This is a genomic window from Kaistella carnis (genome assembly GCF_003860585.1).
Taxonomy (GTDB): Bacteria; Bacteroidota; Bacteroidia; order Flavobacteriales; family Weeksellaceae; genus Kaistella; species Kaistella carnis.
On sequence record NZ_CP034159.1, the window covers coordinates 1,671,452 to 1,688,940 of the forward strand.

Annotated in this window: 18 protein-coding genes; 4 read left to right on the forward strand and 14 right to left on the reverse strand. The window is 36.6% G+C overall.

The genetic code is table 11. The features are described from left to right. The first annotated feature begins 27 nt into the window (after positions 1 to 27). The gene (locus EIB73_RS07670) at positions 28 to 723 is read left to right on the forward strand and encodes a tRNA1(Val) (adenine(37)-N6)-methyltransferase (RefSeq protein WP_125024126.1); all 696 of its coding nucleotides are present in this window, start codon (positions 28 to 30) and stop codon (positions 721 to 723) included. A gap of 3 nt (positions 724 to 726) precedes the next feature. Here EIB73_RS07670 and EIB73_RS07675 read toward each other — a convergent pair whose 3' ends face one another. Beyond that, on the reverse strand, positions 727 to 1,305 hold the full coding sequence (locus tag EIB73_RS07675; RefSeq protein ID WP_125024128.1) for a DUF6759 domain-containing protein: 579 nt from the start codon (positions 1,303 to 1,305) through the stop codon (positions 727 to 729). Positions 1,306 to 1,440: 135 nt separating this feature from the next. Here EIB73_RS07675 and tsf point away from each other — a divergent pair, with 135 nt between their 5' ends. Continuing rightward, a complete protein-coding gene (gene tsf, locus EIB73_RS07680; protein WP_125024130.1) occupies positions 1,441 to 2,265 on the forward strand; it encodes a translation elongation factor Ts in 825 nt (274 codons plus the stop codon). Between the two features lie 99 nt (positions 2,266 to 2,364). Then, positions 2,365 to 4,677, forward strand: a complete 2,313-nt coding sequence (locus EIB73_RS07685) for a choice-of-anchor L domain-containing protein (RefSeq protein ID WP_125024132.1) — start codon at positions 2,365 to 2,367, stop codon at positions 4,675 to 4,677. Positions 4,678 to 4,681: 4 nt separating this feature from the next. Here EIB73_RS07685 and fmt read toward each other — a convergent pair whose 3' ends face one another. The 5 genes from fmt to folK all read right to left on the reverse strand — a co-directional run bounded on the left by fmt (position 4,682) and on the right by folK (position 10,717). Continuing rightward, positions 4,682 to 5,629 (reverse strand): methionyl-tRNA formyltransferase, encoded by a 948-nt coding sequence (gene fmt / locus EIB73_RS07690; protein WP_125024134.1) that lies wholly within the window; start codon positions 5,627 to 5,629, stop codon positions 4,682 to 4,684. A 46-nt stretch (positions 5,630 to 5,675) separates the two neighbouring features. After that, positions 5,676 to 7,583 (reverse strand): RecQ family ATP-dependent DNA helicase, encoded by a 1,908-nt coding sequence (locus EIB73_RS07695; RefSeq protein WP_125024136.1) that lies wholly within the window; start codon positions 7,581 to 7,583, stop codon positions 5,676 to 5,678. Between the two features lie 88 nt (positions 7,584 to 7,671). Further along, complete coding sequence (locus EIB73_RS07700; RefSeq protein ID WP_125024138.1) at positions 7,672 to 9,105, reverse strand: OmpA family protein; 1,434 nt, start codon at positions 9,103 to 9,105, stop codon at positions 7,672 to 7,674. Positions 9,106 to 9,186: 81 nt separating this feature from the next. Beyond that, a complete protein-coding gene (locus EIB73_RS07705) occupies positions 9,187 to 10,284 on the reverse strand; it encodes an OmpA family protein (RefSeq protein WP_125024140.1) in 1,098 nt (365 codons plus the stop codon). Between the two features lies 1 nt (position 10,285). Further along, a complete protein-coding gene (gene folK / locus EIB73_RS07710) occupies positions 10,286 to 10,717 on the reverse strand; it encodes a 2-amino-4-hydroxy-6-hydroxymethyldihydropteridine diphosphokinase (protein ID WP_125024142.1) in 432 nt (143 codons plus the stop codon). Between the two features lie 21 nt (positions 10,718 to 10,738). Here folK and sppA point away from each other — a divergent pair, with 21 nt between their 5' ends. Then, positions 10,739 to 12,496, forward strand: coding sequence for a signal peptide peptidase SppA (gene sppA / locus EIB73_RS07715; protein ID WP_125024144.1), 1,758 nt, complete (start codon positions 10,739 to 10,741; stop codon positions 12,494 to 12,496). A 61-nt stretch (positions 12,497 to 12,557) separates the two neighbouring features. Here the strand turns inward: sppA and EIB73_RS07720 are convergent, their stop codons facing one another. The 8 genes from EIB73_RS07720 to EIB73_RS07755 all read right to left on the reverse strand — a co-directional run bounded on the left by EIB73_RS07720 (position 12,558) and on the right by EIB73_RS07755 (position 17,406). Next, positions 12,558 to 12,812 (reverse strand): GlsB/YeaQ/YmgE family stress response membrane protein, encoded by a 255-nt coding sequence (locus EIB73_RS07720; RefSeq protein ID WP_125024146.1) that lies wholly within the window; start codon positions 12,810 to 12,812, stop codon positions 12,558 to 12,560. Positions 12,813 to 12,964: 152 nt separating this feature from the next. Next, positions 12,965 to 13,918, reverse strand: a complete 954-nt coding sequence (gene ftsY, locus EIB73_RS07725; protein ID WP_125024148.1) for a signal recognition particle-docking protein FtsY — start codon at positions 13,916 to 13,918, stop codon at positions 12,965 to 12,967. Positions 13,919 to 14,034: 116 nt separating this feature from the next. Next, the gene (locus tag EIB73_RS07730; protein ID WP_125024150.1) at positions 14,035 to 14,190 is read right to left on the reverse strand and encodes a DUF4295 domain-containing protein; all 156 of its coding nucleotides are present in this window, start codon (positions 14,188 to 14,190) and stop codon (positions 14,035 to 14,037) included. 19 nt (positions 14,191 to 14,209) lie between these two features. Beyond that, positions 14,210 to 14,392, reverse strand: coding sequence for a 50S ribosomal protein L33 (gene rpmG, locus EIB73_RS07735; RefSeq protein WP_015806891.1), 183 nt, complete (start codon positions 14,390 to 14,392; stop codon positions 14,210 to 14,212). Between the two features lie 3 nt (positions 14,393 to 14,395). Beyond that, positions 14,396 to 14,638, reverse strand: a complete 243-nt coding sequence (gene rpmB / locus EIB73_RS07740; protein ID WP_125024152.1) for a 50S ribosomal protein L28 — start codon at positions 14,636 to 14,638, stop codon at positions 14,396 to 14,398. A gap of 171 nt (positions 14,639 to 14,809) precedes the next feature. Continuing rightward, on the reverse strand, positions 14,810 to 15,613 hold the full coding sequence (gene proC, locus EIB73_RS07745) for a pyrroline-5-carboxylate reductase (RefSeq protein ID WP_125024154.1): 804 nt from the start codon (positions 15,611 to 15,613) through the stop codon (positions 14,810 to 14,812). Between the two features lie 251 nt (positions 15,614 to 15,864). Continuing rightward, positions 15,865 to 16,884 (reverse strand): UDP-N-acetylmuramate dehydrogenase, encoded by a 1,020-nt coding sequence (gene murB / locus EIB73_RS07750; RefSeq protein WP_125024156.1) that lies wholly within the window; start codon positions 16,882 to 16,884, stop codon positions 15,865 to 15,867. Positions 16,885 to 16,887: 3 nt separating this feature from the next. Next, positions 16,888 to 17,406: a DUF2199 domain-containing protein gene (locus EIB73_RS07755; RefSeq protein ID WP_125024158.1), complete on the reverse strand. Its 519-nt coding sequence runs from the start codon at positions 17,404 to 17,406 to the stop codon at positions 16,888 to 16,890. Positions 17,407 to 17,489: the final 83 nt, after the last annotated feature.

Genomic DNA, 17,489 nt, shown 5'->3' on the forward strand with positions numbered 1-17,489 from the left:
AAATTCTCCGTGTCTCAATCAAAAAAAATGAAACCATTTCAGTTTAAAGAATTCAGTATTTTACAGTCGAAAAATGTGTTTCGTGTCGGAACAGACGGCGTTCTTCTTGGTGCATCGGCAAAAGTCGATGGCGCAAAAAATATTCTGGAAGTGGGTACCGGAAGTGGTTTAATATCGCTGATGTTGGCGCAGCGAAACAGAGAAGCTGAAATTCTAGCCATTGATATTAATAAAGACGCGACCGATCTTGCGCAAACGAATTTTCAGAATTCTCCTTTTAATGAAAGACTGCGATCGGATCATATCGATTTTAAAGAATTCAAATCAATGGAAAAATTTGATCTGATTGTGTCCAATCCGCCTTATTTTGAAGAGAACCCGTCCAATAAAGATATATTAGCCAGACAGCAGAAAGAACTGTCTTTTAAAACATTAATTAAAAACTCAGCAGCTGCACTTTCTGAAAATGGGGTACTCTCGGTGATCATTCCCTTTGATGCCGGCGAAGAGTTTGAAAATATCGCTTCGGAATCAAATCTTTTTCTTCAAAGAAAAAAAATAATTTATGGCATGATTCATTCAAAAGCCAAACGGGTAATCTCAGAGTTTGGATTTCAAAAAAAAGAGATCACACACTCTGAATTAATCATAGAAAAAGCTCCGCGAATTTACACGGAGCAATATCTTGATCTGACAAAAGATTTTCATCACTTTTCTAAATAGATTTTATTTCGGCGCATTAAGCGTGATCACAATATCTTTCGAAATATTTTTAGTGGAAGAATATTTGGCATCGCAAACGGAAGTTGTCACCGTATAACTGCCTTTATCCAGTAAGATGAAATTTTGGTTATTTGCCGGAACATCCAGATTATAAAACCGTTTACCACTTATTTTCACAATCAGGTTGCACTTGGAGCGATTCACGATTTGCACATAGGCAGTCCTGCTGCTGGTATCGGTGTTAAAGAGATGATTTAGCAGGTCCTCGGTTCTTTTGTGTTTAGCATTGGTGCCGTTTTTCGCTACATCTCTATTAATGTCATTCTTAAGTTTGCTTGTACTAACTGGTTTTACAGTCGGTTTTGCGACACTTGCCTTTTGCGCCGGACTTTTATCATTATTGATCACCGCAAATAGCTTCCTTTTAAATTCCGGAGTTTTGGGATGGTTCGGATTATATTTAATAAAATTAGCAATCACTTGTGGATCAGCACTTTTCTCCACCTGTGCCGCTGTATATTTGGACTGAGCGCAAGACCATATCGAAATAAAAAAAACAAATAAATAGAGGATTTTTTTCATCAATGAGTTAATTTTTAGAAATTTTAATATAAATAATAACGAAGAATTGTTCTTTTTAGTTTGTCCTAAATTTATTATATTTGCAACGCTTTAAACATAGCGAAATTAATCAAATTTTAATATAAAAAAAAGAATATGTATACACCAGTTGCTGCAGATGTAGCTAAATTAAGAAACATTACAGGCGCAGGAATGATGGACTGCAAAAAAGCATTAGTTGAAGCAGAAGGAGATTTCGACAAAGCGATTGAGAACCTTAGAAAAAAAGGTCAAAAAGTTGCTGCTAACAGAGCCGACAGAGATTCTGCAGAAGGTGCTGTAATTGCAAAATTAAACGGAGACAACACCATGGGTGCAATCATCGCTTTAAATTGTGAAACAGATTTCGTTGCTAAAAATGACAATTTCGTAGAGTTGGCTCACGAACTTGCAGAGCAGGCTGTTGCTTACGCAAACAAAGAAGAATTTTTGGCGTCTGACTTCCACGGAATGACCGTTGCTGAAAAATTAATCGAGCAAACAGGTGTTATCGGGGAAAAAATCGAGATCGGTTCTTTCGAAAGAATTGAAGGTCCATTCTTAGGAGCTTACATCCACGCTGGAAACAAAATTGCTGCAATAACTTCACTTTCAGGAAACGCTGATGGTGCTGCTGAAGCTGCAAAAGCGGTATCAATGCAGGTGGCTGCAATGAATCCAATTGCTTTAGATGAAACTATGGTTTCTCAAGAAACAATCGATAAAGAATTAGATATCGAAAGAGAATTGCTTACTAAAGAAGGAAAACCTGCAAATATTATCGATAATATCCTTAAAGGAAAAATGCAGAGATTCTACAAAGACAACACTTTGGTACACCAGTCTTTTATTAAAGATTCAAGTGTATCAGTTGGTGACTACGTAAAATCAATCAACAGTGATTTAAAAGTATTAGGATTCGTAAGAGTAAGTCTTACTTAACTTCTAACGTTTAAATAAATTAAGAATCTCTTCCTGATCCGGGAAGAGATTTTTTATTGGTTTATTAGAAGTAATTTTGTGCACCATATTTCTACCTCATTGAAAAATTTACTTGCGTTTTTACTTGCGTTCGTTTTTATCGCCGGTTTTTCCCAAAAATATATTACGGTTACCACGAAAACCGCAGATGAACTGGTGCGGGATGTTTTTATCGGATCTCAAAACGCAAGTTGTATTACGGTTTCAAATATCTCTGTAAATGGATGGCAGGATTACGGAAACAATCCTTTCAGTTTCGGTTATTTTGAAAAAGGAACTTTGCCTTTTGATATAGAAAAAGGTGTTATTCTGAGTACAGGAACTGTTCAAAATGCAGCGGGTCCGAACAACAGATTACTGGATGATGCTGATGTGAACTGGCTTGGCGACGTGGATTTGGCAAACGCTTTAGGGAATTCACCTTCAGAATACCTCAATGCGACATCTCTTGAATTTGACTTCATTGCCAATAACACGACCTCCATCAGTTTTCAATATATGTTTCTCTCCGAAGAATATCGACCGAACAACTGTCAGTATTCAGACGGTTTTGCTTTCCTGATAAAAAAAGCGGGCACGCAAGATTCATATACTAATATTGCGCTTGTTCCCGGTACAAATGACCCTGTGACTTCCCTAACGATCAACACATCACCCAACTGCCCCAGAAATACAGAATATTTCGGAGGATTCAACAGCACAGAATCGCCAACTGCTTTTGATGGACAAACTAAATTACTTACGGCACAAACCGACGTTATCCCCGGAGAAAAATACCATATAAAATTGGTGATCGCTGATCATTTGGCAAGTTCCGACAGAACCGGGCGATATGATTCGGGCGTATTTTTAAAGGCGGGTAGTTTTATTGGAAAAAAGGATTTGGGTCCGGATCTCTTAATCTCAACAAACAACTCGATCTGCGAAGGCGAAAGTAAAACCATTGATGCTACCACTCCTGGAGCCACTTCTTATCAATGGTTTAAAGAAGGAGTTTTACTACCGGGCGAAACAAACGCTCTTTTACAAATTCCCGGTTTACCCGGCAATAGTGGCAACTATGAAGTGAAAATAAATCTCGGCGGATGTTCCCTAACTGGATCAATTAAAGTCGAAATTTTGGAAAAAGCCCTCATTAATTATGGAAATTATTCCTTTTGTGATAACCAATTGAGCGGAAGCGTTCCAATCAATTTCACGGACTTAAGCAATGCAGTCATCGATAATTTCAGCACCGCTTATATTTCAAAATATTATCTAAAGCAGGGTGAAGCAGAAACAGGAGTAGGAACTCCATTGACCAACGGTTGGCTATTAACAGAAAATACAGAAATTTTTATTAGAGTAGAAAGCGCTGCCGGATGCATTCCTGTAGTGGGTAAAATCACATTGGCGATCGGAAACAAAACGCCTCTTTTAAAGAATACGTTTACAGAGTCTGTCTGCGATGACAAACGAGTCGGTACGGTACAAGTTGATTTAACACCGTATATCAACGAATTCACGGATGACAATTCTTCTTCTGTTTTATTTTTCGCTTCAGTAGACGACGCAAAAAATAATGTAAATCCGATTTCTTCATTACAAATCTTAGATGCAGATTCTCAAACTTTCGGCATCCGAGTAAAAAGTACAAATGCATGCCCAAATGTAGGCGAGATTGTTATCCAAAAGAAAACGCCAAATAATTCCACGGTTTTAGAAGATAAACCCATTTGCGAAAATGCGACAACAACGCTGGATGCTGGGAATGGATTTGATTATTACAAATGGAGCACCGGAGAAGAGGGACCTTCAGAATCAAGTATTTCAAACATTGGAATTGGAGATTATTGGGTAGACCTAAGCTCCAATGGATGTAAATACCGCCAATATGTAAAAGTAACGGTAGCAGAACTTCCCCAGATTACCAACGTAGAAGTCAATGGAAATACGGCAACCGTTTTCGTGACCGGCGGAAATCAACCTTATGAATATTCTCTGGATAATATTACATATAAAGACTCCAATGTATTCAGCAATGTTCCGCGCGGTCTTGGCACCATCTACGTGAGAGATGCTCAGAATTGCACAACTATTACAAAAGAATTTTTAGTTCTCAATTTAATAAATGTCATTACACCAAATGCGGATGGAAAAAATGACGTGCTGGATTATTCGGATTTAAGCATTAAAAAAGACGTTAAAATTGAAATTTTCGACCGCTACGGAACTTCGGTTTTCAATTCACAAAACCAGCCCTATTTATGGGATGGCAAAATAAATGGGCGTGTTTTACCGACCGGAACTTATTGGTATATTCTGAATTGGATCGAACCTGAAACCAATTTACCTGCAACCTACAAAGGCTGGATTCTCTTAAAAAACAGGTAACAAATTATCCTATTGAAATATGATCAAAATGCTGAAAACCATTTAAAAAATCTTTAACAGTCATTCTTTTTTTTCCTTCCAACTGTAATTCTTCGGGCAGGTAAACGCCATCTTTTGTGTAAATCTTAAAATGATGCTTATCAACTTCTAATTTTCCGGGCTTTTCCTCATGACCAAAGATTTCAAATTTTCCTTTGTAAATTTTTAGGAACTTTTCATCTTCTCCAATTTTAATGAAGGTAAAAGCTGAAGGATAAGGTGACATTCCACGGATGAAATCGTGAATGGTCTCCGCATTTTGATGCCAATCAATCCGCGTATCCTTTTTGAAAATTTTAAAGGCATTTTTCACATGCTCGACTTTTGGCTGTGGTTTTTCCTGAATGGAATTTTCCGCCAGTCCATTTAAGGTTTCAACGACCAATTCAGCTCCCATTTCCATCAATCGGTCATGCAATTCTCCGGCGTTTTCCTCCGGCAAGATTTCTAATTCTCTTTGCAAAAGAATATTTCCTTCATCAATTTTTTCATTAATAAAGAAAGTAGTTGCACCTGTTTTTTTCTCCCCATTAATCACCGCATAGTTGATGGGAGCAGCGCCGCGATAATCGGGCAGCAACGAGGCATGAAGGTTAAACGTTCCAATCTCCGGCATTTCAAATAAAATTTTTGGCATCATACGAAAAGCCACCACAACGAAGACATCGGCCTGCAAATTTTGAATGGTTTCTAAAAACTGAGGATCTCTTAACTTCTCAGGTTGAAAAACAAGTAAACCATTTTCAACCGCAAATTCTTTTACAGCGGACTGATGAATTTTTTGCCCACGTCCACTGGCTTTATCGGCAACGGTCACCACTCCCACAACTTCATGATGGGACTTGTGGATCGCTTCTAAAGAAGTTTTGGCAAATTCTGGAGTTCCGAAAAATATAACTTTTAGTGATTTCATTAAATTTAATTGAAAGTTGAGTTTTTAAAAAAAAGAAGTGATTTTTTTAATCGTGATTAAAGGCATAGGTCCTAAAATTAAGCATTTTCACTTTTCCTGAATCCAGCAAATGAATGAGATTTTCCAGAATATTATCTTTGGCAAAGTAATTTAGTTTAATGGAAATTTCTTCCACATTCGCCGGAGATTTTTTTAGCAGTTCCAAAATTTCTTTCGAAACATCACGGCCGAAGACGGTTTCTTTCTGCTGCTCACATACAGAGCACTGTCCACAATTTTTAACGTTCTTTTCTCCAAAATAAGACAGAATAAGTTTCATCTTACAGAAATCACGATCCTGCACAAAGAATTTCATCTCCTCCCATTTCTGGATTTTATTTTTTTGAATCTGCGCAAAAAGATTCCAGTATTTACCCTCAATCGCTCGTTGATCACGGTGTTTTAAAAATTTCACGCTTGAGAGTGCACCGTCGATATAATCTAAATATCCTTGATTTTGTAATTCCCGCAATCGTTCTTTCACCAAATGAATATCGGAACCAATCTTCGTACTGAAAGATTTTTCACTAAACATAATTTTGTGCGTCGTAAGTCCCGAAAGATTCCGAAGTAGAAGTTCTATAAAATAAGAATCTTTTTTCGCCAATAAGTCAATTTCTTCCGGTTTAATTTTTAATTCTAAAGAAGATAATGAGTTCTGTGCATTGTAATAAATAATTTCCTGATGATGAAGAAAATTAAGAACGTTTCGAATTTTGGCTAAAGAAACTTTGGTGAATTTCTGAATTTTTTGGATGTAGAGTTGGAAAACATTTTCTGGCAAATCATTGTCAGCAATTTGAAAAGTAGAATATAAATAAGTCACAATATTTTGAAACTCTGATTTTGAGGGGATTTGATTGATTAAAATCTGATCAAAATTCTTTAATTCCTGTTCATTCCAAAATAAAAAGGCGTATGAATCAGCGCCATCACGACCCGCTCTCCCGATTTCCTGATAATAATTTTCGATGGATGCGGCGGGAGAAAAATGGATGATGAAGCGCACATTATCTTTGTCGATTCCCATTCCAAATGCATTGGTGGAAATTAGGACCTGATTATTACTTTGTAGCCAGAGACTTTGTTTTGCATTCTTCTCTCTTACAGGAATTCCGGCGTGGAAGAAATCAACATTTGTAATTTGATTGCGATGGAGAAAGGCAGTCAATTCCTCTGCTTCCTTTCGTGTGCGGACATAAATAATGCCGGATGAATCGTTATATTTTAGCAGATTACGTACTCTTTCATATTTATCGGAAATTTTATCAGCAATAATTTTAAGATTGTTCCTTCTAAAACTTTTCTGAAATATTAACGGATTTTTAAGATTAACTTTTAACACTATTTCGTCTAAAACTTTGGGTGTTGCCGTGGCGGTAAGTGCCAAACAGGGAATTTTTTCCAGATGATTGCGAAAAGCTTTGATGTGCTGATAACTGGGACGAAAATCTTGACCCCATTCTGAAATACAGTGCGCTTCGTCTACGGCAATAAAGGAAATCTGGATCTCTTCTAAGTGCTGAAGAAAAAGGCGGTTCGTTAAGCGTTCGGGAGAAACATACAGTAATTTGGTAAGACCATCTTTGCATCGGTTAAAAATGACTTCAGCATCAAATTCGTCTAACTCCGAGGATAAATACTCTGCTTCTATTCCCAGCATCTTCATTTGATAAACCTGATCTTTCATCAATGCTAAAAGCGGCGAAATCACCAGACAGGTACCTTCTAAAATTAAAGCTGGAAGTTGATAGCACAGTGATTTTCCGCCTCCTGTAGGCAAGAGGGCAAGCGCATCTTTACCAGAAACAATGCTGTTGATGATTTCTTCCTGAGAATCCCGAAAGGTATCATAGCCCCAAAAATGTTTTAAGGTTTGCTGTTTTAACTTTTCAAAATCCTGATGTGAGATCATGGAGTAAAATTACAGAAACAAAATTCATAAAACAAAAAAAGCCACGATTAACGTGGCTTTTTTCTTAGTATCTAAAACGTTTAGAAAATTACTTTGCTTCGAAGTATACTCTTCGGTTCGCTCTGTTTTTCCATTCTGGACATTTTGTTGCCGGATCACATTCTGGATATTTAAGGTTCGTTTCCCCTTTTCCTATCGCATCAATTTTTCCTGCATTTACACCATTCTGAATTAAATAATTCTTAACGTTGTTTGCTCTTCTTTCAGATAATTTCTGGTTGTAAGCATCAGTTCCTCTGGTATCAGTTCCTCCAATTACGTAGTAAGATCCTTCTGAAGAGTTAATGTAGTTTACTGCATTGTTTAGAATTGGAGTATTTGATGGAAGAATTCGGTCTGAATTCAAGTCAAATTCAATTCCTTCTAAAGTTCTTGTGTTATCAGTCACTGTAGAAGATGAGTTCGTAGGACATCCGTTGTTTTCAACTGGACCCGGAACTGTAACACACTTGTCGTACAAGTCAATTACACCATCTAAATCAGTATCTAAAGCAACACCAGCTCCGTCAACTCTTGCACCGGCAGGAGTATCTAACTGTCTGTCCCAATCATCACAAACTCCATCATTATCAGCATCTCCTTTTTTACAAACTTCAACGTCTTGGTTTTTGTCAGCCAAAACATCTAACTTGTAATAAATTTCCTGCAATGGATCATGCCAGAATAAGTGAGATTCGTGTTTTCCTAAATTTAAAGTTGCTCCTAAAGTAATATTAATTAAATTATCAGAAGGGCTATCGTTTACCGTAGTGCTTCTTGCACCATCAAAGGTATCATCACCAGTTACGATATACATTCCTCTTGCTTCAAGATCTAACGAACGGGTTGCACGGTATTTTAAACCTGCACCAGCCTGACCGAATAAGCTACCTAATTTAAAAGGTTTAACCTCTGTCACCATACTTTGATTGTATACCGGTCCAGCATCTTGTCTGTAAGTTCTGTAAGCCAAAGTACCAACACCTGCATAACCGTGAAGTGCCCATCTGAAAGGCGAATGATTATCAACTCTTCTTAATAAATTAGAAAAATTAATATCACCTAAAACAGAAAGAGCGTCATACTGAGTTCTTGCTCCATCACCTGCTGTAGAAGCTTCGTTATCTTTGGTATTCACAAAACCTTGTCTTGATTCTCCTTTATCATACTGAAGTTTAAGACCGAACGCATGCGTAATGGCTTTGTCAACACTTAAGTAAGCAGACCATCCATAAAGATTTTTACCTGCTCCAAATCCTTTAATGGAAGTAAGGTCTGAAGACTGCATCAATGGAACACCAGCACCGGCAGATATTGCCCAATCATTGAATCTTTTGGATTCCTGAGTGAATGGAGAAACATTGGCCGAACCGGACGTATAAGAATTGGGGTAGTTCCCCGCAGTACTCATAATCGAATCCTGTGCAAACACCGCTGTAGGTAAAACTAGAGCTAGTGCAACGCTTGTTAAATTGAGTTTCATATTTTTATATTTTTGTTTTTTACTAAGCAATTTTTTCGGTTAAATAGAGAGATGTATAATTTCTAACTTTAAAACTTCGAATTATTGAGGTTTATAATTTGTTGGACACCCATTATTTTCTACAGGTCCCGGAACAGTTACACATTTATCGTACAAATCGATAACTCCGTCAAGATCCATATCCAAAGCAACACCTGCACCATCTACTCTCGCACCGGCAGGAGTATCAAGTTGTCTGTCCCAATCATCACAAACTCCATCATTGTCCGCATCACCACTTTCACAAACCACGAACTCAGGTTCTGTAGTTTCTAAAACGTAAATTCTGTTGTTAATTTCCTGCAATGGGTCAACCCATGCTAAATGTTTTTCGTGTTTACCCAGTTTGAATGACAATCCTAAGTTTACAGTAAAGAAGTTATCAGAAACTCCTTTAGCAATCGCATTATAAGGTGGTCTTGCATTTTTACCGTAACCACCACCATCAAAGGAATCGTCTCCGGTAATAATGTACATGGTTCTTAATTCAACATCAATTAATTTTGACGCGTTATATTTTAAACCGGTACCCACTTCAAAGAAAAAAGTATCTAAACCGATATTTTGATCGATTTCGATAGGAATTCTTTTCGGGGAGGTACTGTATCTCGACATATCGTTATCAAGCAACAAAGTTTTGTAACCCTGCAAACCGATTCCTCCATAGCCATGTAAAGCCCAACGGTATGTTGAATTATTGTCGGTGCGACGTAATAAATTAGAGAAGTTAATATCTCCTAATATGGAAACTTGATTATATTCAGTCCAAGCGGTTGCAACACCTGCTGCAACACCCGCTGCTCCTGGCAACATGGCTTTTTGGTTGGTTTTACCCATTTGATAGTGCAGACTCATACCAAAGGTGTGAGAAATTTGCTTATCTAAACTGATGTAGGCATTGTATCCAAAATTAACTTTGCCATCGTAAAAAGAATTTACATCCGCAGCTTGCAAAAAAGCTCCACCACCACCTACCGAAATAGACCAATCGCGAAACATTCTGGAAGAGTTATTGAAAGGGTGAACATTAGCAGAACCAGAAGTAAACTGATTCGGATAATCGCTGGTATTTCCAACATCAGTGCTCTGCGAATACATCGCTATAGGCAAAGCTAATGCTAATAATAAATTTAATTTCATATTATTGTTTTTTATGTTTTATTAATGCATCCAACAGTCTTCGGGAAAAATCACGCTCATACATATGCTTCTGATGCGGGATTTCTAAATCCTTACAATAGAAACGAAGACCATTATACAAGACAATATCTATATCAATGATTCTGTCTTGGTAACCGCCTGCAATTAACGTATCTTTTGCTCTGCCCATTTCCCTCTCTATCGTTTTTAACAAATTTAAGAGTTTCTTAGGAGAATATTGTGTTTTTATTAATACTGCAATATTACAAAAAAAATTATTACTATCAAATTCTACAGGGTCTGTAATAATAAGGTCTGTCTTTTCTATAATGACACCGACCTCAGTTTCAATTCTGCGTAGTGCGACCTCAATATTTATTTTTCGATCACCCAAATTACTTCCTAGTAACAAAGTAGCTTCATGTTGCGACATATTGCAAAATATATAAAGATTATGAAGAGTTTTTTTAAGAATGTGTTAGCAAATATAGTTGCAATAATCATTATAGCGGCGGTTTTTTCGCTATTTTTAATAATGATTATCGCTTCCAGTGCGCTAAGTGGAGATCAAAAACCTTATATAAAAGACAATTCTATTTTAACACTCGATTTTAAAACCAACCTGATCGACAGCCCAACTGAGGATCAGGGAGAAATGTTTGCCTTTAGTGAAACCAACAAAAATATTCTGATTTTAGATATGCTGGATGCCATCAAAAAGGCAAAAAATGACTCAAAAATTAAAGGGATAAGTGTAGAAACCGATGGGATCCGGGCAGGATTTACGCAGCTGGATGATGTTCGCGCAGCTTTAGAAGACTTTAAGAAAAGTGGAAAATTCGTTTATGCTTACGGAAATGTAGTGTCTCAGTCTGCTTATTATTTAGGTTCTGTTGCAGATCAGTATATTTTGAATCCGGCAGGCGGAATTGATTTAAAAGGACTCGCTACAGAAGTGCTCTACATGAAAAATTTTGCAGATAAATATGGTATTGGAATTCAAATCATTCGACATGGTAAATACAAATCTGCGGTAGAACCGTATATGAGAGATGATATGTCTCCGGAAAACAAAGAGCAGCTTTCAACATTACTAAATGATATCTGGTCCCTTAATTCCCAAAAGATTGCAGCCTCACGTAAAATAGACAGCGCTCAGTTTCGGGTGGTTGTAGACAGTCTGTATGGAACGATTCCAGAGCTGAGCCTGCAGCACAAGTTGGTGGATCGACTCCTTCAAAAAAGCGAATATGATCAAATGATTAAAACGAAACTTCAATTAAAGGAAAAAGATAAATTGACGAAGGTTTCTTTTACAAAATACATCAATTCTTACAGGGAAGAATCGTCTAATAAAGATAATCAAATTGCTGTACTGTATGCATCAGGAGCAATTTATAATGGTGAAGGCTATCAAAATATATTCGCAGATAACTTTGTAAAAGATATCAAAAAGCTAGCAGATGACGAGAAAATAAAAGCAGTTGTTTTACGAATCAATTCACCGGGAGGAAGCGCAAATGCCTCTGATGAGATTCTCTTTGAACTGCAACAGTTAAAAAAGAAAAAACCAATTGTAGTTTCATTTGGTGACTACGCAGCATCGGGAGGTTACTACATTGCGATGGCCGCCGATAAAATTTATTCTGAGCCAAACACCTTAACGGGTTCAATTGGTGTTTTCGGAATGATTCCTTACTTTAAAGAGATCGCAAACAAAAATGGCTTTACCGCGATTCCTGTAACAACCAATGCAAATTCCAATATGTATTCCCCCATAAATGGGGTAACTCCAGGCGGTGTTTCTATGTTAACCAGAAGTGTGGAACAGACTTATAAAAGATTTGTACACTTTGTTACCGTAAACCGTAAAAAATCATTTGAACAAATTGATGAAATCGGAGGCGGCAGAGTTTGGAGTGGGACCCGTGCAAAAAACATAGGTCTTGTAGATGAACTTGGAACTTTGCAGGATGCTATCAATTTTGCTGCAACTAAAATTAAAGTGAAAGATTTCAGCATTTCCAGCTATCCTAAAAAGATCTCTCCTTTTCAACAGATCTTTAAAAACCTGGATGAGAATGAAATTTCAGCGCGACTTATCAAAAACAAAATCGGCACTGAAAATTATAGACTTTTTGAGCAGATTACAGATCCGAAACTTCAACAGGGTGTTATGATGCAAATGCCCTTTCAGATTAAAATTGATTAATTAAATCATTAAAAAACCCCGTATTGAAATTCAATACGGGATTTTAATTAAAGACTATTTTCTATCCACGTTTCGTGGCCATTCCATAAATCCAGAGCAGAACTAAGGCACCTGCTACTGCCAGGAACATACTACCGATATTAAATCCTGTAACATCTCCTAAGCCTAATAACTGTCCGATGAACGCTCCAACATAAGCTCCAACAATTCCTAAGATGATTGTTAAAAGCCATCCCATATTCTGGTTTCCTGGCATAATAAATTTAGCGATTGCTCCTGCGATAAGACCAAAAATGATCCAAGTTAAAATTCCCATAGTTTAAAAATTTAATGTTATAATTAATTACTGATTTTTTTCTATAAATCAAACATAAGACCAAAATATTAAAAAGAATGAAAATTTCTATTCAAATATCTTCATTAATATAAAAAAGAACCCTTTTTTAACTAAAAAATTTGGGCAAGATTTTATCTTTTCTTAAAGAAAGAATCTACAAATTCTGCAGGATTAAAAAGCTGTAAATCAGTCATCTTCTCTCCCACTCCGATATACTTTACGGGAATCTGAAACTCTTCTGAAATACCGATTACCACGCCTCCTTTTGCAGTACCATCTAATTTTGTAACGGCTAAGGCATTCACTTCAGTAGCTGCTGTAAACTGCTTGGCCTGTTCAAAAGCATTCTGACCTGTAGAACCATCAAGAACCAGTAAAATTTCATGCGGTGCATCTACGATTACTTTTTGCATCACGCGTTTAATCTTACTCAGTTCATTCATTAAATTAACCTTGTTATGAAGTCTTCCGGCGGTATCAATGATGACCACATCGGCATTATTCGCCACAGCACTTTGCACCGTATCAAAGGCTACAGAAGCGGGATCAGATCCCATATTTTGTTTCACAATGGGCACGCCTACTCTTTCACTCCAGATCGTCAACTGTTCGGTCGCTGCCGCACGGAAAGTATCTGCAGCACCAAGTACGACTTTTTTTCCCTCCGACTTAAACTGGTGCGCTAGTTTGCCGATGGTTGTGGTTTTCCCGACGCCATTTACGCCTACTACCATAATTACATAGGGTTTTTTAGTGTCATCTACATTGCCTGTTTGCGCGTGTGGATTATCTAAAAGTAAACCTGTGATTTCTTCCCGCAAAATGACATCAAGTTCATCGGTTCCCACAAATTTATCACGGGCCACACGCTTTTCAATTCTGTCAATTATTTTAATGGTGGTAGAGGCGCCCACATCAGAAGCGATTAAAACTTCTTCTAAGTCATCCAACACTTCATCATCCACTTTGGATTTCCCGACAACTGCTTTCGAGATCTTATCAAAGAAACCTTGACTCGATTTCTCCAAACCTTTATCTAAAGATTCTTTCTCCTCTTTTCTAAAAATTTTTTTGTACCAACTCATGCTATCAATTACAAATATTATATTACGAATGACCACCAGTTGCGGTTCGCAAACAAAGATAAAATAAAAAAACTATCCATTTAGGATAGTTTTATATATTCTCGCTGGAGTAGAAATTATTTTTTCAAATAAGCATCAACTTCGTCTGCGTTCATTACTTTCTCGTCGAAAATATAAGCTCCACTTTTAGGAGACTTTACCATTTTCACAACTTTGGTCATTTTTTTTGAACCGACACCACCTTGTAGGGTAGCTACTACTTTCTTTGCCATTTTTTATTGTTTTAAAAAATTACTTAATTTCTTTGTGAAGAGTGTACTTCTTAAGAACAGGGTTGAATTTTTTCAACTCTAATCTCTCTGTAGTATTCTTTTTATTTTTAGTAGTGATGTATCTTGACATTCCTGCTACTCCTGTTTCTTTGTGCTCAGTGCACTCCAAAATCACCTGTACTCTATTCCCTTTTTTTGCCATGATTTATGATTTTTTGATGAAACCACTTCTGGTCCCTCTTAATATTGCTTCTTCAATCCCTATTCTATTGATAATTCTCAATCCATGAGCTGAAACTTTTAAAGTTACAGATTTCTCTTGCTCTGGAAGGTAAAATTTCTTTTCCAATAAGTTAATTTCAAAACGACGCTTCGTTTTGTTATTAGCGTGAGAAACATTGTTTCCTACCATGGCACGCTTTCCTGTTATTTGGCAAATTCTTGACATATCTCGACGTTCTTATTTCTGAATAAATATTTGAGAGTGCAAAATAACGAAGAATATTTTAGTTAGACAAATATATTTCAAAATAATAATCAATATTTTACAAAAAAAATTCGCGACTTTAAAGATCAACACCTCTCGTTGCTCTATTTTAAAAGGAGCGGCAGGAAATACCTATTCACTTAAATCTTTTGATCGTCTTTCCGCCGCCAAAATACCTTTTTTCAAAGAATCTTTCAGCCGATTTTCTTCAAAGGTTTGCAGTGCCGCTTCGGTCGTTCCCCCTTTTGATGCAACATCTTTAATCAATTCCTCTAAACTTTTATCAGAAGTATTCATCAAATGATAAGCTCCTAACATGGTTTGTTTTACAAAAAGTTCGGCCAAGTTCTTCTCAATACCCATTTCTGTTCCTGCTTTGATCATAGCATCTACAATGTAATAAAAGTACGCAGGCCCGCTCCCCGAAAGTGCTGTAACGCCATCCAAAAGATTTTCATTTTCCAGATAAACGGACCTTCCTGTAGAATTCAGAAACCGTTCAATTTGCATAAGATCGACAAAGGAAATCCCTTTTGCAGCTGTATAACCTGTGATTCCCATTCCCAGCAGCGTGGGTGAATTTGGCATCGCACGAACTACTTTTTTGTGATTAAAAAGATGCTGAATTTTTTTAATCTTGATCCCAGCCATGATCGAAAGGATCATCTGGCTTTCATTCAACCGAAACTTTAAATTCTCGGCGACAAACTGAAAATCCTGAGGCTTTATTGCGACTATAATGAGGTCTGCATCTACTGTAGAAACACCTAAAAAATCAGAAACCTTCGACCCAGGAAATTGCTGTTCAAGTTGTTGAATATTTTCTTTTCTTCGGGTAATTAAATGGAGATTTTCAGGCTTAATTAATTCAAACTTTAAAAAAGATCTTGAAAAAGAAATACCCATTTTTCCCGCACCAAGAACGGCTATTTTCATTTGTTTTGTGTTTTAAAAATTTTGCTTTGGAAATAAAGAAGAAAATAAATTACAACGACAGCGACAACAATCATAATCTTCATATTAAGAATTGCAGCACATAAATAATGTCCTGAAATTATTGATACACAATTGCCCGAACTCTCCGTTTCGTATTTCAAACTTGTCATTGTATTGAAAATTCCAACCGTATTAATTAGAATCGAACTGATTACAATAATGAGGAAAGCAAAATAAATTTTTATTTTCATCTAAATGATGTTAACCTCTCGCTCCAAATCAATTCCAAATTTTTCATTTACAGACTCAATAATCATAGTCGAAAAATCAAAAATTTCTTTGCCTGATGCCAATCCGGTTTTGTTGACTATTACTAAACTTTGAAGTTCGTGAGAAGCCACATTTCCGATTTGTTTTCCTTTCCAACCACATTGTTCAATCAACCAGCCTGCCGGAACTTTAACCAAGTCTCCATTCGGATAATGAGGCATTTCCGCATATGTTTTCTGTAATTCTAAAAACTGATCCATCGGAATCGAAGGATTTTTAAAAAAACTACCTGCATTTCCAATAATTTTTGGATCCGGTAGTTTACTTTGTCGGATGTTGATGACCGCTCGGGAAATATCCTGAATGGTGGGATTATGAATTCCCAAATTTTCAAGTTCCGATTTTATTGCACCATACTCTGTTTTAATTGCATGGTTTTTCCGAGTTAATTTAAAGGTAACGTCTAAAATAACATACTTTCCTTTTCCTTCTCTTTTAAAAATCGATTCACGATAACCAAAATTGCATTTGTTATGATCAAATTCTTCCACTTCCAAAGTATCTAAATTCAATACTTTACATCGCACAAAAGTGTCTTTGATTTCGGTTCCATAAGCACCGATATTTTGCATGGGAGAAGTTCCTACATTTCCTGGGATTAATGATAAATTCTCTAAGCCACCGTAATTTTTATTTAAACAGTACTGAACAAATTCATGCCAGTTTTCACCTGCCTGCGAAGTGACCAAAACTTCATTATCATTCAAAATCTTTTCTGAAATACCTTTCAAATTTAATTGAAGAACTACGCCATCAAAATCTTGAGTAAACAAAACATTACTTCCTCCACCTAAGAAAAGCAGTTTAAATTTCCGAACAGAAGTGTTCCGGAGAATCTGAGTCAGTTGGTCCAAAGAGTTAACTTCTGCAAAATATTTAGCGGACACCTCAACACCGAAAGTATTGTGGTGTTTAAGAGAATAATTTTCTTGGATATTCATTTTTTATTGAGAAATAGTTGTGGGCATATTGTGAATTCTTTTTTCGGCTTCCTCTCTGGTAATTCCGTGATAAAAGTCAACCACAAACGGGTGGCTAAAATCCAGTTGAGGATAAACTTCCGGTCGTTCATTACCGGGTTTTGATTTCACATCCATTGCAATGCTTTTTTCGAATTGATAATCCGGCAACGCATTGCTCAGCCAACCAAAGTACACGGTTTCATGATTTTCATTATTGAAATTGGCCTTATAATCTTCGAAATCTTCTTCATTTAAATAAACCCAAAGTCCATATTCCAGATAACGGGAAGATTTCATAATCTTCTGCTTCAGCACCACTCGAATAAACCGATCCGCTCGATCTGGATATTCAATCGTACAAAAATCAGCATCAATATAAATATTATACGTGTTTTTCTGTTCTTCGCTCAACCAATAATACGAATTGGGATAGGCAAAAGTGAGCGCGGGATAAGTGTGATGAATTTCACCACAAATGCCACATTTATTTTCTGAACTCATTTTTAAAATTTATAAAAATTCTGTTTTGTACTATGCAAGTAATTGAAACTACAAATTCTTTGCAAACTTCGCTAAGTGAAACG